The organism is Clostridium sp. HGF2 (assembly GCF_964240115.1).
In the GTDB taxonomy this organism is placed as follows: domain Bacteria; phylum Bacillota_I; class Bacilli_A; order Erysipelotrichales; family Erysipelotrichaceae; genus Clostridium_AQ; species Clostridium_AQ innocuum.
This window is the reverse complement of the sequence record NZ_CAXSSO010000006.1, coordinates 222,631-240,893: the sequence shown is the minus strand read 5'-3', so window position 1 is coordinate 240,893 and position 18,263 is coordinate 222,631. Positions and strand designations below refer to the sequence as shown.

The 18,263-nt window shown below is 44.0% G+C and carries 22 protein-coding genes; 18 read left to right on the top strand and 4 right to left on the bottom strand.

What is annotated here, in order from left to right:
* The first annotated feature begins 142 nt into the window (after positions 1-142).
* Entirely contained in the window at positions 143-820 is a 678-nt protein-coding gene (locus tag ACESPQ_RS12435) for a PAQR family membrane homeostasis protein TrhA (protein WP_373144422.1), read from the top strand.
* 72 nt (positions 821-892) lie between these two features.
* A complete protein-coding gene (locus tag ACESPQ_RS12430; RefSeq protein WP_373144421.1) occupies positions 893-1,204 on the top strand; it encodes a hypothetical protein in 312 nt (103 codons plus the stop codon).
* 41 nt (positions 1,205-1,245) lie between these two features.
* On the opposite strand, the gene ACESPQ_RS12425 is transcribed toward ACESPQ_RS12430, so the two are convergent.
* The gene (locus ACESPQ_RS12425; RefSeq protein WP_373144420.1) at positions 1,246-1,938 is read right to left on the bottom strand and encodes a hypothetical protein; all 693 of its coding nucleotides are present in this window, start codon (positions 1,936-1,938) and stop codon (positions 1,246-1,248) included.
* Between the two features lie 419 nt (positions 1,939-2,357).
* Here ACESPQ_RS12425 and upp point away from each other — a divergent pair, with 419 nt between their 5' ends.
* The 11 genes from upp to atpC are packed head-to-tail and all read left to right on the top strand — an operon-like array spanning position 2,358 to position 9,808.
* The gene (gene upp, locus ACESPQ_RS12420) at positions 2,358-2,978 is read left to right on the top strand and encodes a uracil phosphoribosyltransferase (RefSeq protein ID WP_373144419.1); all 621 of its coding nucleotides are present in this window, start codon (positions 2,358-2,360) and stop codon (positions 2,976-2,978) included.
* Positions 2,979-2,980: 2 nt separating this feature from the next.
* Positions 2,981-3,172 carry an AtpZ/AtpI family protein gene (locus tag ACESPQ_RS12415; protein WP_257271014.1) on the top strand — a complete coding sequence of 64 codons (192 nt, stop codon included), beginning with the start codon at positions 2,981-2,983 and terminating at the stop codon, positions 3,170-3,172.
* Complete coding sequence (locus ACESPQ_RS12410) at positions 3,165-3,539, top strand: hypothetical protein (protein WP_373144418.1); 375 nt, start codon at positions 3,165-3,167, stop codon at positions 3,537-3,539. The genes ACESPQ_RS12415 and ACESPQ_RS12410 overlap by 8 nt, the downstream gene beginning before the upstream one ends.
* Positions 3,539-4,246: a F0F1 ATP synthase subunit A gene (gene atpB, locus ACESPQ_RS12405; RefSeq protein WP_257271012.1), complete on the top strand. Its 708-nt coding sequence runs from the start codon at positions 3,539-3,541 to the stop codon at positions 4,244-4,246. The genes ACESPQ_RS12410 and atpB overlap by 1 nt, the downstream gene beginning before the upstream one ends.
* 30 nt (positions 4,247-4,276) lie before the next feature.
* Positions 4,277-4,522 (top strand): ATP synthase F0 subunit C, encoded by a 246-nt coding sequence (gene atpE / locus ACESPQ_RS12400; RefSeq protein ID WP_002606928.1) that lies wholly within the window; start codon positions 4,277-4,279, stop codon positions 4,520-4,522.
* Between the two features lie 45 nt (positions 4,523-4,567).
* Entirely contained in the window at positions 4,568-5,086 is a 519-nt protein-coding gene (atpF, locus tag ACESPQ_RS12395; protein WP_373144417.1) for a F0F1 ATP synthase subunit B, read from the top strand.
* Complete coding sequence (gene atpH, locus ACESPQ_RS12390; protein ID WP_373144416.1) at positions 5,074-5,625, top strand: ATP synthase F1 subunit delta; 552 nt, start codon at positions 5,074-5,076, stop codon at positions 5,623-5,625. Before atpF ends, atpH begins: the two co-directional genes overlap by 13 nt.
* A gap of 12 nt (positions 5,626-5,637) precedes the next feature.
* Complete coding sequence (gene atpA, locus ACESPQ_RS12385) at positions 5,638-7,158, top strand: F0F1 ATP synthase subunit alpha (protein WP_373144415.1); 1,521 nt, start codon at positions 5,638-5,640, stop codon at positions 7,156-7,158.
* A gap of 3 nt (positions 7,159-7,161) precedes the next feature.
* Positions 7,162-8,001 (top strand): ATP synthase F1 subunit gamma, encoded by an 840-nt coding sequence (atpG, locus tag ACESPQ_RS12380; RefSeq protein WP_002606932.1) that lies wholly within the window; start codon positions 7,162-7,164, stop codon positions 7,999-8,001.
* Positions 8,002-8,012: 11 nt separating this feature from the next.
* The gene (gene atpD / locus ACESPQ_RS12375) at positions 8,013-9,413 is read left to right on the top strand and encodes a F0F1 ATP synthase subunit beta (protein WP_257271011.1); all 1,401 of its coding nucleotides are present in this window, start codon (positions 8,013-8,015) and stop codon (positions 9,411-9,413) included.
* 2 nt (positions 9,414-9,415) lie between these two features.
* Positions 9,416-9,808, top strand: coding sequence for an ATP synthase F1 subunit epsilon (gene atpC / locus ACESPQ_RS12370; RefSeq protein ID WP_002606934.1), 393 nt, complete (start codon positions 9,416-9,418; stop codon positions 9,806-9,808).
* Between the two features lie 580 nt (positions 9,809-10,388).
* On the opposite strand, the gene ACESPQ_RS12365 is transcribed toward atpC, so the two are convergent.
* The 3 genes from ACESPQ_RS12365 to ACESPQ_RS12355 form a co-directional block, all read right to left on the bottom strand.
* Positions 10,389-10,538 (bottom strand): hypothetical protein, encoded by a 150-nt coding sequence (locus tag ACESPQ_RS12365; RefSeq protein WP_002606935.1) that lies wholly within the window; start codon positions 10,536-10,538, stop codon positions 10,389-10,391.
* 42 nt (positions 10,539-10,580) lie between these two features.
* A complete protein-coding gene (locus ACESPQ_RS12360; RefSeq protein ID WP_373144414.1) occupies positions 10,581-13,394 on the bottom strand; it encodes a sigma 54-interacting transcriptional regulator in 2,814 nt (937 codons plus the stop codon).
* Positions 13,395-13,583: 189 nt separating this feature from the next.
* A complete protein-coding gene (locus ACESPQ_RS12355; RefSeq protein ID WP_002606937.1) occupies positions 13,584-14,060 on the bottom strand; it encodes a PTS sugar transporter subunit IIA in 477 nt (158 codons plus the stop codon).
* Positions 14,061-14,610: 550 nt separating this feature from the next.
* Here ACESPQ_RS12355 and ACESPQ_RS12350 point away from each other — a divergent pair.
* The 5 genes from ACESPQ_RS12350 to dhaL all read left to right on the top strand — a co-directional run bounded on the left by ACESPQ_RS12350 (position 14,611) and on the right by dhaL (position 18,246).
* Positions 14,611-14,901 (top strand): PTS sugar transporter subunit IIB, encoded by a 291-nt coding sequence (locus ACESPQ_RS12350; protein WP_002606938.1) that lies wholly within the window; start codon positions 14,611-14,613, stop codon positions 14,899-14,901.
* A 25-nt stretch (positions 14,902-14,926) separates the two neighbouring features.
* The gene (locus ACESPQ_RS12345) at positions 14,927-16,273 is read left to right on the top strand and encodes a PTS galactitol transporter subunit IIC (RefSeq protein ID WP_009270190.1); all 1,347 of its coding nucleotides are present in this window, start codon (positions 14,927-14,929) and stop codon (positions 16,271-16,273) included.
* 121 nt (positions 16,274-16,394) lie between these two features.
* On the top strand, positions 16,395-16,613 hold the full coding sequence (locus ACESPQ_RS12340) for a hypothetical protein (protein WP_002606940.1): 219 nt from the start codon (positions 16,395-16,397) through the stop codon (positions 16,611-16,613).
* Positions 16,610-17,599, top strand: a complete 990-nt coding sequence (gene dhaK / locus ACESPQ_RS12335; RefSeq protein ID WP_373144413.1) for a dihydroxyacetone kinase subunit DhaK — start codon at positions 16,610-16,612, stop codon at positions 17,597-17,599. The genes ACESPQ_RS12340 and dhaK overlap by 4 nt, the downstream gene beginning before the upstream one ends.
* On the top strand, positions 17,599-18,246 hold the full coding sequence (gene dhaL, locus ACESPQ_RS12330) for a dihydroxyacetone kinase subunit DhaL (RefSeq protein ID WP_373144412.1): 648 nt from the start codon (positions 17,599-17,601) through the stop codon (positions 18,244-18,246). The genes dhaK and dhaL overlap by 1 nt, the downstream gene beginning before the upstream one ends.
* The last annotated feature ends 17 nt before the right edge of the window (positions 18,247-18,263 follow it).

The window sequence follows — 18,263 nt, the reverse complement described above, 5'->3', positions numbered from 1 at the left end:
TAATAATGAAATTCTAAAAAATTCTCTATGACAGTGTTATAATATAGGCAGATAAAGCGCAGGAGAATTGTCTGCTTGTATCTATTATCACATGGGCAGGAAACTTCTACTGAATTATGCATATGAATAAAAGGGTGATTGCGTGAAAGAAAAAATGACGAAGGAACAGAAAAAGCAACTGCTCAAAGAAAGGAATACTCCACCGCATTTAAGTATTCTTGAAGAAATTGGCAATGCCATCAGTCATGGTGCAGGAGCTGCCGCGGCTCTGATTGGAATGATATTACTGCTGCTGAAAGCAGACAGTAATGCAAAGATAGCGGCTGCACTCATTTTCGGCGGCAGTATGTTTCTTTTGATGCTGATGAGCTGTCTGTATCATGCGTTTAAAAGTGATTCCAAGGTAAAAAGGTTATGGCGCAGATTTGATTACACTTCCATATATTTTCTAATCAATGGAACGTTTGCCCCAATCTGTCTTGTGTTTGCGAACAATTCACTGGCTCTGCTTCTGTTTGCGATACAATGGCTCCTGGCACTGGTTGGGATTATTATGATTTTGGTATATGGACCCGGAAAATGGCCGGCACTGCATTATACATTATATTTTGTGATAGGATGGAGCGGTGTGTTTTTTCTTGGGGATATGTATCAGCATAATCAGCAGCTGCTTTGTATGATACTGATGGGAGGAGTGGTCTATACACTCGGAATGATTCCGTTTTCCAAGCACCACAAGGGTGCGCACTTTTTATGGCATCTGTTTGTACTTTCCGGAGCACTTTTGCACTGGATCGGAATTTATTTCTTTTTGTACTGATGGTTTGATTTTTTTTGGCCCTTTTCTTAACAGGCTGCCATTTATGCAGATTTCTTTTGGGGTGCGATGCCGTTGACAGGAATGTTAATTGCCATCCTTGCTATATATGGCGTAATGCATTTTATTAGGTGCTTTCATGAACTGATAATCTATGCAGAATATAAAACCAGTCATCGTGATGACTGGTTTTATGGTAGTGATGGTATTACAAGAGAAGATACTTTGTATGAATTCGCAGCATCCCGTCATAAACAGTTCGAATTTGATTGTGCAGACGGATATAATCATAGCCATCATGCAGCTGCTCAAAAGCGAGCAGCTGACTTCTTATCTATTCTGAAAAATATTTTGATTATCTCCTTCAGAAAACAGCAGTTTTTTTAGGTATGCATGCATTTACCGTAGCTGTTCCCCTTCCGTATCATTTATTTTAATTTTTCTATCACTGATATCAGAGACTCCATCTCACCAGTGACGTTATTACGGACGTTTAATTTGTTTAAATCGTAAGATTTGTGCTTTACTTTATTCTGAGCAGGTAAATCAATCTCTCTTAAACCGTCTCCCATATCAAGAAAAGCATATAAATTCTTATCCTTATAGTGTTTCATTAGGGCGAGATAGCATTTCCCTGCCTCTATTTCCATAGTAGGTTCAAATGTCGCATTATAATAGCGATTTTCTCTTTTTTTTCGGTATTCCTGTGTTGTTTTATTATAAAATTCAGGATTTCTTATCTGCTCATATTCATTGATGGGAATAAAACCACCTTCCGTTGCATACGTGTAAATGTTATTTTCTTTTATAGTCCCATGTACTGTCTTATCAACAAGGAATTTTCCATATGTAGTCGGTGCAGCATCAAAAAAGTTCATATCTGAATAATCAATGCTAATGACTTTTATAATTGCAATATCGGTAGCTGCTTTTTTTAAGTCTTTTTCATCGCGGGATAAAGTGCAGCGCATAAGCTCATTCAGCTCACTATTCTTTCGTATTTCATCAGAGATAAAGGTGGAGGTAGGATATTCAGTGATTGAAGGTTTCGGAGCGTTTTCAGCTTTCATTGAGCATCCACTCAACAATATTAAACTTATAGAAATAAATATTCTTTTCATGGTATTCTCCTCGCAAATAGTTAAATTACGTTCGAATATGCGCCTGTCCTTAAAATCATATATTTAATAATTCGATTTGTAAAGAGGAGATGTCTTTTAAAGGAATTAATGTCACTGGAATCGAACAAACCTGTTACTTAAATTCAAAGAGATAAAACCGCTTAGAATTTTTACATGATGCTTATGGATTCAGGGATTGAAAAAATGCAAAGAATAAACATTTTCAGGACATACATAATATATAGGAAAGCACTTGAAAAAGGTGGTGAAAAAATGCACAAAAGGGGGAAAAAGCAGGGTGTTCATGGTATAATAAAAGCAACGTGGCCAGAATTTATACAATTCATTTGAATTGTCTGTCTACTGTTGGGACGGATTATGGTACGCTATATCCGTATTGATTATGTAAGGAGATTATTATGCTGAAAGTCTTACAACATCCATTGATTACGCATAAGCTGACACAGATGCGTAAGAAGGAAACCGGAACAAAGGATTTCCGTCAGAATCTGGACGAAATCGCAGGCCTGATGGCTTACGAAATTTCCAGAGATTTCCCGCTTCAGCCAGTCGAAATTGAAACGCCTGTCGCAAAGACCACAACCTATGAGCTTGCGAAGGAAATCGTACTGGTACCGATTCTTCGTGCAGGTCTTGGAATGGTGAATGGAATCTGTGATTTGATCCCTACCGTTAAGATTGCACATGTGGGGCTGTATCGTGACGAAGAAACACTGGAGCCTCATACATATTTTGAAAAGTATCCGAAGGAAGTAAAGGATGCCATTGTCATGATCGTTGATCCGATGCTGGCAACCGGTGGAAGTGCTATCGCGGCCATTGACATGGTGAAGAAGCAGGGGGCGAAGAATATACGCCTTGTTTGTCTTGTTGGGGCTCCGGAAGGAGTCAGAGCTGTAGAAGAAGCACATCCGGAAGTGGACATCTACCTCGCGGCACTGGATGAAAAACTGAATGAAAAAGGGTATATCATACCCGGACTCGGAGATGCAGGAGACCGTATTTTCGGTACGAAGTAGTCATGAAGGAAGCGTATCAGGCTATGCGGCTGATGTTTACCATGGCACTTGCCTGTGGAGCAGCAGTATGGATCGGTGCCTGGCTGGATGATGTATTTCATACCTCGCCATGGTGTCTTCTGATATTGTTAGCCTACGCCATCATCTCCAGTCTGTATATGATGATTCGAAAGCTGGGTGATGATCATGAATGAAACAAGGAAAATGGGGATGGAGATCCGTATACTTACCCTGCTGCTCTGTGCGGCAGGCTGTGTGGTCTGCATCATCCTGTTTCCCGGAGCCTGGAAGCAGGGCGTGATGGGTATTCTGATCGGCTCCTTAACCGGTATTATGGGCTTCAACATGATCCAGAACATGGTTGGGCACATCGACGGGGAACTGGCGGATATCAAATCCCGTGCATTTCGCTCCTATACGCGAAGATATATGCTATATGCCGTTATCTTCGCCTTAAGCGCCGTTGCAGGGGCGCATATTGCGGCTCTGCTGGTGGGAATGCTGCTGCATAAATGCAGTATTCTGATTTTCAGTTGGAAACACAGAAAGGAGGATGAGTAGTGGACGATAAATTTGACGGAATCGTTTTGACACTGTTTGGACACAACATCGAATTTCAGCAGTCGATAATCAACTGGCTGATTCTCTGTGTGCTGTTTTCCATATTCTTTATCTGGGCCGGCAAAAAGTTTGAAAAGGCTGATGTCCGAAAGGCACCGTCAGGAATACTTCTGATTACAGAAATGATTACCGGTCTATGTACCAATGTCATCGGTGATAACCTGAAGCATGAAACAAAGCGGTATCTTCCGTTTCTGGGTACACTGACCATGATGATGGCCATCAGCAATCTTCTGGGACTTCTCGGACTGCAGCCGCCGACATCCAATCTTAGCTTCAATGTTACCCTTGCACTGATGATGTTTCTGACCATTCAGTACAACGGTATCAAAAAAGGCGGGCTTGGCGCACGTCTGAAGGAGCTGACGGAGCCGATGTGGCTGCTTACGCCGTTGAATGTGATCGGTGAGCTGGCACTTCCGATTTCGCTTTCCATGCGTTTATTTGGAAACATACTGGCAGGCTCCATTATTATGCTGCTGGTGTATACAATGATGCGAAGCTTTCTCCCGTTCGGAGTGCTCGGCTACATTGCGACACCGTTTCTGCATGCGTATTTTGATGTTTTCTCGGGTCTGATACAGACCTATATCTTCTTCACGCTGGCAAGCTTCTTCCTAAGTGAACAGGTTGCCCCGGAAGAATAACAAGTAAATTTTAACAGGAGGAAAAAAACTATGGAATTCAATGAATATTTTGTACAGGGTATGGCACTGTTAGGTGCAGGTATTGCGATGATCGCCGGTTTAGGTCCCGGTATTGGACAGGGTATTGCAGCCAGCAAGGGTGCGGAAAGTGTTGGACGCAATCCGGATGCTGCAGGTAAGATCCGTTCCATCATGGTACTTGGTATCGCTTTGGCGGAAACAACCGGTATCTATGCATTGATTGTTGCCTTGATTCTGATCTTCATGAAAGGGTAATGTTATTCGTCATGAAGCTTTCAAGAAAGGAGGTATTCGCATAGTATGGATTTTGATATAAATGCCTATCTGCGGCTGAATCCGATGGATATGATCATGGTCTGTGTATCGACACTGATCATCGTCGCTGTCGCAAAGCATTTCTTCTGGGACAAGGTGCTTGCCTATCTCGATGCACGTAAGGATGCCATTCAGGCAGATATCGATGCAGGTACGCAAAGCAGGGAAGCAGGAGAACAATACAAACGTCAGTATGAGGAACAGATGGCCAATGCCCGCGGTGAAGCACATGAAATACTGGAAAGTGCCAAAGCCAATGCCGTGCAGGAAAAACGTGAAATTCTGGCAGCCGCAAGAGGAGAAGCCGAAGCAGTGAAGGAAAAAGCACGGAAGGATATTGAACGTGAAAAGGTACAGGCACGTGCAGAAATGAAGGATGCAATCGTGGACGTGGCGTTTGAGGCCGCAAAACAGATTGTAAATAAAGAACTGGATGAAAGTACACACAAGCAGTATGTGGATGATTTCATCGAGCATGCAGGTGATGAGTCATGGCAGGCATAGCAGCGAAAAGCTACAGTGATGCACTGTTTGCACTTGCACAGGAGGAGCAGAAGCTGGATGCATTCAAGGCAGACCTATGTATGATGGATGAACAGCTGAAGACGAATCCTGATTTCATGCGGGTACTGACACATCCTAAGATTCACAAGGAAGAAAAGAAGCAGACGCTTGCGTCTGTATTCGGCAGTGAAGTCGATCACATGGTTTTGAATTTTGCGAAGCTTTTGATCGATAAAAACCGTTTTCAGAGTTTTCATGATATTACCCGAGAATTTGTAAATCAGTATAACAAGGTGAACAATATCGAAGTGGCACATGTCCGTACGGCAAAGAAGCTGGATGCTGCGGAAATAATCCGTCTGAAATCCATGCTGGAGGAAAAGCTTTCGAAAACTGTGGAATTAAAAATACAGGAGGATCCGGATCTGCTTGCGGGACTGCGCATAAAGATCAATGATATGGTTCTGGATAATACTGCCAGAAGCCGTATGGATAATCTGAAACAACTGGCACAGAGTGAACCTGTGCAGGAAAGTTAGAGGTGAGTGCGAGTGAGCTTAAAGCCAGAAGAAATAAGTAAGCTGATCAAGGATCAGATTCGCAGATATGATGAGGATCTGGAAATCGATGAGACTGGTACGATTATCACCGTTGGTGATGGTATCGCCCTGATCTACGGTTTACAGAATGCGATGGCCGGTGAGCTGCTTCGTTTCCCCGGAGATGTATATGGTATGGTATTAAACCTGGAGGAAGAGCATGTCGGTGCTGTTTTGATGGGTGATGACTCCAACATCCGTGAGGGAGATGAAGTAAAACGTACCGGTCGTATCGTTGAGGTTCCTGTCGGGGACGGTATGCTGGGACGTGTTGTCAATGCGCTGGGACAGGCAATCGACGGAGGAGAACCAATCAAAAGTGATAAGTTCCGTCCGGTAGAGCGTGTAGCACCCGGTGTTATGACAAGAAAAAGTGTACATCAGCCGATTCAGACCGGTTTGAAAATCATTGATTCCATGATTCCCATCGGCCGCGGTCAGCGTGAGCTGATTATCGGAGATCGCCAGACCGGAAAAACGGCGATTGCCATTGATACCATTATCAATCAGAAGAATAACAATGTAAAATGCATCTATGTTGCCATTGGTCAGAAGGCCAGTACGGTAGCACAGATCGTAGAGAAGCTGCGTTCCCACGGTGCCATGGAGTATACGACAATCGTATCCTCTACGGCGAGTGAACCGGCTCCGCTGCAATATATTGCGCCATATGCAGGCTGTGCCATCGGTGAGGAATGGATGGAAAACGGTGATGATGTGCTGATCGTTTACGACGATTTGAGTAAGCATGCGGTTGCCTATCGTACCATGTCCCTGCTGTTGAAGCGTCCGCCCGGACGTGAGGCATATCCGGGAGATGTCTTCTATCTGCATTCCCGTCTTTTGGAGCGTGCGGCTAAGCTGAACGATGAGCTTGGTGCGGGAAGTCTGACGGCCCTGCCGATCATTGAAACACAGGCCGGAGATATTTCCGCCTATATTCCGACAAATGTTATTTCCATCACGGACGGACAGATTTTCTTACAGACGGAGCTGTTCAACAGTGGTGTACGTCCTGCGGTAGACAGCGGTCTGTCCGTATCCCGTGTTGGTAGTGCGGCACAGATCAAAGCGATGAAGCAGGTGAGCGGTTCCCTGAAGCTGGAGCTGGCGCAGTTTCGTGAAATGCAGGCCTTTGCGAAATTCGGAAGTGATCTGGATGCGGCGACAACGGAAACCCTTGCACACGGGGAGCGTCTGACGAAGCTGCTGATTCAGAATCAGTATGATCCGCTTCCGGTAACCCATCAGGTTTTATCTCTGTTTGCGGCGAAAAACAAATTCCTGAAGTCGGTTAAGGTGGAGGATGTTCAGCTGTATGAAAAAGAAATGCTGAAGTACATGGAGCGAAACCATGCGGACATCTTAACGGAAATCGAAGAGAAGCAGGCGCTGGATGATGCATTGAGTGCGAAAATCAAGGCAGCATTACAGGCGTTTGAGACTGAATTCAAGAATATGATAGAAGGATAATGTATGGCAGCAGGTAAACTGGAGATCAAGGCGCGCATCCGCTCTGTAGAATCTACCAAAAAGATTACGAAGGCGATGCAGCTGGTAGCCACCAGTAAGCTGAAGAAACAGAAACAGTACATGGAAGAAAATAGGGAATATGCACACTATCTGAAAGAAACCGTGCAGGAAATTCTGTCTTCCATCGAGCATTCCAGACATCCGTATCTGCAGAAGCAGGAAGGAAAACCGTATACCATCGTCTTTACAAGTGACATGGGGCTGTGTGGCGGCTATAATGCCAACATCTTCCGTATGCTGCAGCATGAAATCGGCAATGAGGGTGACTTTGTCATCATCGGAGCTCGTGGAGCCAACTGGATTCACAATAAGGATTTTCATGTTGTGCAGAGTGAAACGGATCTGGAAGAGGACTGTTACAGTGAGCTGGTCGGTGTAGCTGATCATGCATTGGAACTGTACCGCAAACAGGAAATATCGGAAATACGTATTTTATATACACACTTTGTTAATTCTGTAACCTTTGAACCGAAGCTGATTACGCTGCTTCCGGTGGAAAAGGAGGAACGAGAGAAAGCAACGACTGCAGAAACCATCTTTGAACCTGCGGGTGACCGGATTCTGGATACCCTGGTACCGATGTACGTGCGTTCCCTGCTGTACAGCTACTTCCTGGAAACGAAAACGAGTGAACAGGCAAGCAGACGTATGGCAATGGAAAGTGCAACGGATAATGCAGAGGAGTTGAAGGAAACTCTCGAATTACAATTCAACCAGGCGCGACAGGCCGCAATTACCCAGGAAATAACGGAAATTGTCGGTGGTGTCAACGCTATGGAATGAAAGGAGCAGCCATGAGTAAGAATACAGGAAAAATCGTACAGGTCATTGGCCCGGTAGTCGATGTTGCATTTGAGAACGGAGATTTGCCGCAGCTATTGACCGCTATTGAAATTCCTCTGAAAGACAGTGAATCTCTGATTGTCGAAGTTGCTCAGCATATCGGTGATGAACGTGTCCGCTGTATCGCTATGGGCGGTACAGATGGTCTGGTTCGTGGAATGGAAGCCATTGATACAGGATCTGCGATCCGTGTACCGGTGGGAAAAGAAATTCTGGGAAGGATGTTCAATGTCCTCGGACGTGAAATTGATGGTCTTGGACCTGTAGGAACGGATAACACACTGCCGATCCACAGACAGGCACCGGGCTTTGAGGAGCAGCAGACATCCGCAGAAATGCTGGAAACAGGAATTAAGGTCATTGACCTGCTATGTCCATATTCCAAGGGTGGTAAGATTGGTTTGTTTGGTGGTGCGGGAGTAGGTAAAACCGTACTGATTCAGGAGCTGATTCATAATATTGCCAAGGAACATGGTGGAATGTCCGTCGTTACCGGTGTAGGGGAGAGAACCCGTGAAGGAAACGACATGTATCATGAAATGAAGGACAGCGGTGTCCTTGATAAGACCGTACTGGTGTACGGACAGATGAATGAATCACCGGGTGCCAGAATGCGTGTCGGTCTGACCGGGCTGACGATGGCGGAATATTTCCGTGATCACGACCATCAGGATGTATTGCTGTTTATTGATAATATTTTCCGTTTTACCCAGGCGGGAAGTGAAGTAAGTGCCTTGCTGGGACGTATGCCGAGTGCAGTAGGCTATCAGCCGACACTTGCGACAGAAATGGGACAGCTGCAGGAGCGCATTACATCCACGAAGGATGGTTCCATTACCTCTGTTCAGGCAATCTATGTTCCTGCGGATGACTTGACAGACCCGGCTCCGGCTACCGCATTTACCCATCTGGATGCGAAAACAGTTCTGGACCGTGATATTGCGGCACTGGGAATTTATCCGGCTGTTGATCCGCTGGAATCCAGCTCCCGTATATTGGATCCGCTTGTTGTTGGTGAAGAGCATTATGCAGTTGCCCGCGGAGTACAGACGATTTTACAGCGCTATAAGGAGCTGCAGGACATCATTGCCATTCTGGGTATGGACGAGCTGAGTGAGGAAGACAAGATTATTGTCAACCGTGCCCGCCGTGTCCGTAACTTCCTGTCACAGCCATTCCATGTTGCGGAGGTGTTCTCCGGAATTAAGGGCTGCTATGTATCCCGTGAGGATACGGTACGCAGCTTTAAGGAATTGCTGGATGGGAAATACGATGATCTTCCGGAACAGGCCTTCATGTTCGCATCAACGATTGAAGAAGTTGTCGAGAAAGCCAAGGCTCTGGAAAACTGAGTATGATCAAAATCAAGATCATTACGCCGCTGGGTCTTTACAAGGAAGGCGAAGTCGGCGGCGTGCATGTACGGACGGTGGAAGGAGAAACGACAATTCTTCCCAACCACATGCCAATCGTTGCAATGCTGACAACATGCAAATGTTCTCTTATGGAAGGCAGTGAATATAAGGATTATGCAATTGCCGGCGGACTGCTTCAGTTTGCGGACAATGAGATGCGTATCCTTGCAGATGCGATTGAGGGTCGTGAGGAAATTGATATCGAGCGTGCCAGACGTGCAAAACAACGTGCTGAAGAGCGTTTGAAGAAAATGGATAACCGCACCAGCATGAAACGTGCTGAGGTCGCATTGGCAAAAGCAATTAACCGTATCAAGGTTTACGGTGGTTAAAATTATAGGGATATCAGAATCATCTGGTATCTCTTTTTTGTGAAATGAAGCAATTGAATATATATTATAAAAATTCATGATTTGTTTACTTTTCAGCGTACCTGCAAAATTATAGTTTATGCCATGGCTATAGGCAATGTATAAGACTCTATGGTAAAGAATGCAGTGAGTTCTTTGACGGGCAGATTTATGATACGTTCAGGTTTGTGGATATCATGCAAAGCGCTGATAAAAGCATTGATTGTTCATTAAGTTGATGTATGTTTGCTGAATCCTCCCGCAAAAAAAGAAAGGAATGTAGAAGTCTGTATTTATATCCGGGAAAAGCAGTCTTACTGAAAAGGATATCACTCTGTTCAATAAGCAATATCCTAAGCTTAAAACGGGTATCTATATTCAGCCTATTGATTTTAACTGTTCCCTGACATTCTTAAAAAATCCGTAGTGTAGAAGCGATTTTTTCTAGCTTGCGGATGTAGACGAAAAAGGGAATCCAAATATTTATGAAATACAACAGATATTTGAATTTCCCTATGTATATGTATTCGTTATGGATGAAGTACTGTATAACTACAAAAGCTTACTTCCTTCTTCTCAACCTGTCAAAGCCAATTTGTATGAGGACAATCAGAAAAGCAATGAGCATATTTTCCAATGCAGCTGACCGGTTGAAAACCATCATGATCAACACAATAACCGTATATTCGATTAAGTAGATTTTTCCATTCATATTCGTTCTCCTCAAAATGCTGCCTGTATCGCGCTTCCACTGTTATGCAACAGCTGCATCATATGTATTCGGATACAGGGTGATCATCATATAACAGATTTCATCATCACTGATCTCAATTTCAAAGGCCTCTTCAATGGACTTGATATGGCTTCTTATTTTCTGAAAAATTTCTTTATTACTGTCCAAATAGGGTGTCTTATGGTCAAATATGATTGTCTTATTTGCTATGATACGCTCAATCATAAAACCGATATGAATAATCAATGAGAATCCGGTAGAGGCTCTGTTTTTTTCTTCATACTCCAGATCATCAAAAAGATTTTCTAAAAATTCCGCGGCAACCTTCTGAACAGCCAGTGGATTTACATACATAACATGCTGAGCCAGAAATCCTGCAGCTTCCTCTGCACTCTGGTCTGTTTTTTTATGCTTTGTCTTTTGTTCGCTTACTCCTGTTTTATTCAGAAATTTAATGAAATTCTCCTTTTTATCATCGGTAACCAGTTCGGATATATGAAAGAAAGGGGCATCCACATCAATATGTGCATTTCCAATAACAGCAACCAGATTGTAGCTGTCCACGATTTCCTGATAGGTCTCATTTTTCTTTTGAAGCTCCTCATTGCTTAACGCAAATACATGGATGTAGCCAAGCGAATTTTCCTTTAATATTTCAACAATCATATTTTTAAATGCGATGCTTGTTCCCTGACCGGATGAACATGCGGATATGATTGCAGGCTCTTTCTCTGAGTCTGCAAAGGCAGGCTCAAAGCGGTTTTTAATCAGATATTCATTATAGGTGAGGTCAATATGCTCATTGCGATTCAGCATGATGTGCGCAAAGTCCAAAGCAATCGCTGTGGATACGTTTGGAATCGTATGTGTGGGGATACCGGTATCTCTGGTCAGCTTATGACCAAAATCCAGAAGAGAGCCCATGTCCGCCAGAATCATCACACCCTTTTTGAGATGCAGACTCTCGATCTCCTCCATAAACAGCTGGTAGCTCTGATTGACATCCTGTGTCAGCGGCATATCAAATGCCCTTACAAAATCCGTATGCAGCAAACGGTTGCATACCTCCGCTATGCTGGATGCCGTATTGCCATGTGCAAGAATATATAAGGCAGCCTTTGATGAATTATCCGGTATGATATCACTTGTAATATTCTTGATCAGCAGCTGAAAGAACTTTTTCTCATCCGTTGGCAGACGCAGAGAAAACTTGCTTTCGATCCTGTCGATCATATCATCAACAATCGTATCCCCTGTTTTCACAGGTACAGAGCTGCTCTCCGTCAGCTTTATTTTCCGCAATCTGTCGATGAGAAATTTTAAATGAAAGGCCAGCACAAGGATGCTCTGTTCCGTGATTTTTACAGACAGGCGGTTTTGTATTTCCTTCATGACCTCCAGTGAGAAATCGACAATGCGCGGTTCGATTATCTTATAAAGCTCATCCTTATTTACTGTTTTAAAATACATGCTGTTGAGAATTTCGTCATAATAGGAAGACACTGCGGAGGATATGCGAATTGCGACCTCATCGCTCGTAAGTCCCTGCCTGGAATAATTGCGAATTTCATCAATCAGACTGCAGTATGCTTCTTCATTCAGTACGTTTTCCTTTACATGTGTAATCTCATTGGAGGGCGTGATTACCAGGTCATAGTTGTAGTTCTCATAATTGTCGGTGAACGTATATCCGATTTTCCTATACTTTTTATAAGCCTCTCGGATATTATCTGACAGAAATACATAGGGAATCTTGATTTCGCCGAATTCCTTGGTTTTACTTTCAAGGAAAGAGCGTGCACACAGTATTTTTATTTCAGAGGCAAGCTGTCCGATATTTTCTGTAAAATCATACAGGGTGATGGCTTTCACAATATCCGCATCGATGATATAGGTACGCTGTGTAAGGATCGCCTCCTTGGAAAAGAGATGCTCCATGATTTTCAGCTTTTCCTGTAGCGGGCGCTCGCGCAGCGGCGGCAGATTGATCGTAAGAGGGATTCTGCGCTTAAAGGTTTTCAACAGGACATCCTTCGGATTTTCTGTTGTAGCTCCAATGATGAGGATATCCGCTTTCCGTATCGTATTTGCTTCCCCCATCTTGCGGTACTGTCCGGTATCCATAAGATAGAATAACAGCTCCTGTCCCTCCGGAGGAAGTCTGTGAATTTCATCGAGAAACAATATTCCGTGATTAGCTTTTTCAACAAGACCCTCCGTTTCCTGATCCGCGCCGGTAAAAGCGCCCCGGATATGTCCGAACAGCTGTGACAGTAAAAGCTGTGGATTGTGATAGTAGTCCGCACAGTTGAATTCCACGAAGGGATATTCCTTTTCACTCATACCTTTTATTTTTCTGCCATAGTCATACATTGTATGCGCGAATAATGTCTTTCCAGTGCCGCTTTCTCCGGTAATCAGTGTGTGTAGCCCCTTTGGCGGGTATAAAATTGCGGACTGCGCCTGCTTAATCTGTAAAGACTGGCTGCCGTCATAGCCAATCATGATGGAAAAGAAATCTGCCTCCTGTTCCTTTTTGAAAAACAGATTTCTGATTTCCTCCGGGGTATAAACACTCTTTTCCAGGTGAACATGCAGTTCCTTCTTTACGATATCCACAGGAATAAATAAAACAGGTCTGGTTTCGATTTTGATAAACAAGCCGTTCTTGACAGCCGTATTCAGCATGGTACTGACCGTCGAACGGTACGTGTTAAAGTGATCGGCGATATCCTTTGCTGTAATACCGAAATTCTCTTTCTTCTGAATTCTGTTTTCCAGATATTCCCTTGTAATGACAGAATAGATATAATCGAATACTTCCTGCTCAGACATATCTACACCTCTTTTCTTTTATGAATGCATCGTTTGTTTTACCATGATGCAGCAGTACGTTTATTAATGAATGTGCAGTTTGCCATTGTGCAAAAGAGCACTGCAAATGCCTTTCTCTATTGTATTGCATGAAATCTGTGCTTTGTTTCTGCGTATGAAATGTTGCAGAAACGTACAGACAGCACCCGTTTAGGATAAAAGCTCAATCAATGAGTTCATAATCTCCTTTGGCGTGGTGGAAGCTTTAATCCGCTCCATGGATTCCTTCTCTGAAAACATTCCGACAAGCTTTTGCAGAATTGTCAGCTGATGCTCAGCACCATTCACAGCGAGCGTAAAGATGATATTTACCGGTACGGTTTCATTATCTGATCCCATTAGTGTGAAATCCACAGGGGTTTTCAGCTTTGTAATGATGATTGCCGATTTCTTAACCGTATCCCTTTCCATGGGATGAGGGATTGCAACCTTGAGTACCTCCGTGGGTAATGCTGTCGGGTACAGCTTTTCTCTTTTGATAACTGCATCCGCAAACCCTTCCTTAACATATCCCTTCCGGTATGCATCCTCACCGATTTTTTTGATAGCATCTTCAAAATCCTCTGCTTCCAGCGTTAATTCTATCAGTTCTTCAAATAATAAATCCCTTATATTGTATTTTTCCATAATTGAATACCTCCCGCTTTTTATTAAAGCAAAAATCTTGCCAAACTATGGAATTATAAGCTGATTCTGAAATATATCTGAAAATTTATGAGAAAATGCTTCCCTTAAGCTCCTGTTTATCGTGCTGAAATTTATCACTATGCTTATGCAGATAACATGCAGAGGTTGTTTGTGATACCATAGGTGCATGGAAAAGCTACGATTTATAGAGCATATTCGTTCATGATTGAAATCTCATTTAAAATTATAGCATAGAAAATATAAAAGAAATAATAAATAAATGCAGTTATCTGTAAGCATGCATGAAAGGGATATACGTTATAAAAAGAGCGTTGGGGAATTTGGGTTACATATATAAGGAAGCATATTGGAAAAACAGCCATTCTGTAAGACATAAGAAGAGGCAAAAAAGCATTTTTGCAGATAGCTTCCCTATGCTTTCTCCGGTGTAAAAACATAAGAAAAAGTGTCTGTTCACTGGAATTGGCAAAATTTTTGCTTTATTAAATAGGCGTAAATGACCTGAAAGATGGTTAGAAAGGAGAATGAGATGAAAACAATTATCGTTGCTTGCGGAGGTGGTATCGCAACCTCGGCTACATGCGCTACAAAAATCAATATGGCGCTGGAAGAACGCGGATTAAGTAATCTGGCGAAGGCTGAGGCTGTCGATATCAAGTCACTTGATAATTTCATCAAGACTGCAGATGTCTATGTATCCATTACCCCGATGCGCGGTGTGGTACAAAGCTATGACATTCCGGTAATCAGCGGAATCCCGCTGCTGACAGGAATGGGCAAGGATGCCTGCATTGACGAAATTGTCAAAGCATTAAAGTAAAAGAAAAGAAGAGGAGAAAAAAATTATGGAAATGTTAGCTACCGTATTCCAGGGTCTTCTGGACCTGGGCGCTGCCGTATTTCTTCCGATTGTGTTATTCATTATCGGCTTGATCGTAGGCATGAAACCTGGCAAGGCGTTCTCATCCGCATTGACCTTAGGTGTTGCATTTATTGGTATCAATTTATTGATTGGGTATATGGGGGATACCGTCGGGGCTGCTTTCACAACAATCGTTGAGGGATCAGATAGTACATTAAAGTATATCGATATGGGATGGGCACCGGCCCTTGGACTTGCGTGGCAGTGGCAGTATGCGTTCCTCATGTTCCCGATACAGATTGCCATCAATGTTATCATGCTGCTGCTCGGATGGACGAACTGTCTGAATGTGGATATGTGGAATGTAGGAAACAAGGTGTTTACAGCCTTCCTTGTCACAAGTGCATGCAATAATGTGATTGTCGGCTTTATCGTTGCTATTGTACAGATTATTGCGGAATTAAAGAATGCGGATTACACGAAGTATCAGATTCTGGAGCTTACCGGTGTTCCTTCCGTAGGTATGCCGCACTGTATGTTTTTAAGTAATATCTTCTTCTATCCGATTGCAAATATACTGGATAAGATTCTGCCAAATACAAAGACATTGAATGCGCAGGAAATACGTAATAAAATCGGTATCTTCGGTGAAAATCACGTACTTGGCTTCCTGATGGGAACCATTATCGGTCTTGCGGCAGGACAAGGCTCCGGTGCATTGCTGCTCGGTGTACAGGCAGGTACTGCATTGACCTTATTCCCGATGGTTTCCAAGCTGTTTATGACAGCACTGACACCGATTTCCGATGCGGCAAGTGAATGGGTGAAAAAGAAATTCCCTGGCCGTGAGCTGATCATTGGGCTTGACTGGCCAATTCTGGCAGGGAACTCTGAAATCTGGGTTGCCATCATTCTTACAATTCCGGTTGCCTTGATCTTCTCGCTGATTCTGCCGGGAAATACTGCGCTGGTTCTTGGAAATCTGATGAATGTCTGTGTTTGTGTACCACTGTTCCTGGCAATGAAGGGCGATGTGCTGAAAATGTGTATCGTTTCCTGGATTTGGTGTCCGATTTTAAGCTATGCGGCATCCGTTATGGGACCGCTCCTGACAAATCTTGCAAATACAGCCGGAACCTACAACACCGATATCACATGGTGGGGCTGCGATATCGCGGAAATCCGTTTTGCAATATATGAAGCAGCAACCGGTAACATGATCGGTATCGTGGCATGTGTTGCTGTTGTGGCACTGGGGATTCTGTACTTCCTGAAGCTGGCACCCGCAAGAGAAAAAGCCGCAAAGGAACGTCTGGAATCCGGGCAGTAAAAAAGTGTCTTTCCTTCTGTATGTTGTAATATAACCTATGGAAAAGCAGCTTATGTCGCTGCAATTGACACGGTATCTATCATAGTAATGCAATAAGCAAAATGAAGAATGAGGTGATCCTATGAGCAGATTTCAACAGTTTTGGTGGTATATAGGCGTTTGTATGACAGCTGTCGCGCTTCTTTTATCAGTAGTGACACGCAACTGGGTGCTGGCAATACTCTGCGCCGTTTCCACTGCCGGACTGCGAAAATTAAATGACAAGGTTGAATTACCGAAGGTATATACGCAGAGGGGGATCAAAAATGAGTGGTTTACACCAGGGAGACAACAGAAATGAAAAAGATAATAAATAATCCGAATGCCGTTGTTGAAGAAATGCTGCAGGGTATTGAAATCGCGAATCCGGATGTTTTATATGACAGGGAAGGCGTTGTCATTGCCCGCAAGGAAAAAAGTGATAAGGTCGGGCTTGTATCCGGAGGAGGCAGCGGTCATGAACCGGCGCATGCCGGCTATGTCGGCTATGGTATGCTGGATGCCGCAGTGAGCGGTAACGTGTTCGCATCGCCGTCCCCGGACCGGGTGTTGCGTGGAATACAGCTTGCAGACTCCGGTCATGGTGTTCTGCTGATCATAAAGAATTATGCCGGAGATATCATGAACTTTGAAATTGCAGAAGAGCTTGCCGGCATGGAAGGTATTGAGGTTGATCATGTCGTTGTAAGGGATGATGTTGCTGTTGCGGAAAGTGATGAATCTACAGGCAGACGTGGTATTGCAGGAACAGTATTCGTGCATAAGATTGCGGGTGCGAAAGCAGAAACAGGGGCATCCCTTGCCGAGGTTAAGCGTGTTGCGGAAAAAACGATTGAGAATGTAAGAAGCTTTGGCGTATCGCTGTCAGCCTGTACGATTCCGGCGGTCGGAGCATGCGGCTTTACGATTGAGGAGGACTGCATGGAGGTCGGTATGGGCATCCACGGTGAAGCAGGTATTGAGAAAACAAAGCTGAAGCCGTCAAAGGAAATTGCGGATATCATGGTAAACAGAATCCTTGCGGATAAGGACTATGGAAGTAGTGAGGTTGCAGTCATGATCAACGGTCTGGGTGCCACTCCTTTGATGGTATTATATATTCTGGCTTCTGATGTGCATACCCGGCTATGTGCCGAAGGTCTGAAGCCGGTCAAGTATTATGTTGGAAACTATATGACGGCTATTGAAATGGCAGGGGCATCCTGCAGTATCCTACAGCTGGATGAGGAATTGAAAAGGCTGCTGGAGTATCCAAGCAATACCCCGGCATTTAAGGAGATTGGATAATGGGATTTCAATTACAGACAAAGGATTTTATCCGCTATTTTCAGGAAGCCCGTGAGGTGATTGCTGCGCAGAGGGACTATGTCACGGAACTGGACTCCACGACAGGAGATGGCGATCACTGGGTGAATGTGAATATGGGATTTGAAAAAATAACAGCTCTGTCAAAGGAGCTGGAAGACATGACGCTGGCAGATATGTTCAAAAAGGTTGGAATGACAATGTATTCAGCTGTCGGAGGCTCCTCCGGGGCGCTTTATGGCAGCGGATACATGGCGGCCGGAAGAGCTTGTGCCGGAAAAGCTGTGCTGGATGTACACGGTCTGTATGAGGTGTATGATGCCATGCTGCAGGAAATCATGAAACGCGGGAAAACAGAGCCCGGACAGAAAACAATGATTGATGCATTATACCCGGCACTTCGTGCATACAGGGAAGGATTGGACGCAGGCAGGCGTGATGAAGAAATCATTCAGGATTTTATGGAAGGCGCCGCAAACGGTGCGAAGCGTACAAAGTCGATGGAGGCTGTTAAAGGAAGAGCCAGCTATCGTAGCGATAAGGGCGTAGGACATTTGGACCCGGGGGCTGTTACGATGGCAATGCAGCTGGAATGTATGGGAAATATGATATTGAATACATTGAAATAAAAAAACAGGAGGAGATA

Excerpts from the sequence above, each read along its gene's own strand:
- ACESPQ_RS12425 (WP_373144420.1), bottom strand. The coding sequence starts at position 1,938 with ATGAAAAGAATATTTATTTCTATAAGTTTAATATTGTTGAGTGGATGC.
- upp (WP_373144419.1), top strand. The coding sequence starts at position 2,358 with ATGCTGAAAGTCTTACAACATCCATTGATTACGCATAAGCTGACACAG.
- ACESPQ_RS12415 (WP_257271014.1), top strand. The coding sequence starts at position 2,981 with ATGAAGGAAGCGTATCAGGCTATGCGGCTGATGTTTACCATGGCACTT.
- ACESPQ_RS12410 (WP_373144418.1), top strand. The coding sequence starts at position 3,165 with ATGAATGAAACAAGGAAAATGGGGATGGAGATCCGTATACTTACCCTG.
- atpE (WP_002606928.1), top strand. The coding sequence starts at position 4,277 with ATGGAATTCAATGAATATTTTGTACAGGGTATGGCACTGTTAGGTGCA.
- atpF (WP_373144417.1), top strand. The coding sequence starts at position 4,568 with ATGGATTTTGATATAAATGCCTATCTGCGGCTGAATCCGATGGATATG.
- atpH (WP_373144416.1), top strand. The coding sequence starts at position 5,074 with ATGGCAGGCATAGCAGCGAAAAGCTACAGTGATGCACTGTTTGCACTT.
- atpG (WP_002606932.1), top strand. The coding sequence starts at position 7,162 with ATGGCAGCAGGTAAACTGGAGATCAAGGCGCGCATCCGCTCTGTAGAA.
- atpD (WP_257271011.1), top strand. The coding sequence starts at position 8,013 with ATGAGTAAGAATACAGGAAAAATCGTACAGGTCATTGGCCCGGTAGTC.
- atpC (WP_002606934.1), top strand. The coding sequence starts at position 9,416 with ATGATCAAAATCAAGATCATTACGCCGCTGGGTCTTTACAAGGAAGGC.
- ACESPQ_RS12365 (WP_002606935.1), bottom strand. The coding sequence starts at position 10,538 with ATGAATGGAAAAATCTACTTAATCGAATATACGGTTATTGTGTTGATC.
- ACESPQ_RS12360 (WP_373144414.1), bottom strand. The coding sequence starts at position 13,394 with ATGTCTGAGCAGGAAGTATTCGATTATATCTATTCTGTCATTACAAGG.
- ACESPQ_RS12355 (WP_002606937.1), bottom strand. The coding sequence starts at position 14,060 with ATGGAAAAATACAATATAAGGGATTTATTATTTGAAGAACTGATAGAA.
- ACESPQ_RS12350 (WP_002606938.1), top strand. The coding sequence starts at position 14,611 with ATGAAAACAATTATCGTTGCTTGCGGAGGTGGTATCGCAACCTCGGCT.
- ACESPQ_RS12345 (WP_009270190.1), top strand. The coding sequence starts at position 14,927 with ATGGAAATGTTAGCTACCGTATTCCAGGGTCTTCTGGACCTGGGCGCT.
- ACESPQ_RS12340 (WP_002606940.1), top strand. The coding sequence starts at position 16,395 with ATGAGCAGATTTCAACAGTTTTGGTGGTATATAGGCGTTTGTATGACA.
- dhaK (WP_373144413.1), top strand. The coding sequence starts at position 16,610 with ATGAAAAAGATAATAAATAATCCGAATGCCGTTGTTGAAGAAATGCTG.
- dhaL (WP_373144412.1), top strand. The coding sequence starts at position 17,599 with ATGGGATTTCAATTACAGACAAAGGATTTTATCCGCTATTTTCAGGAA.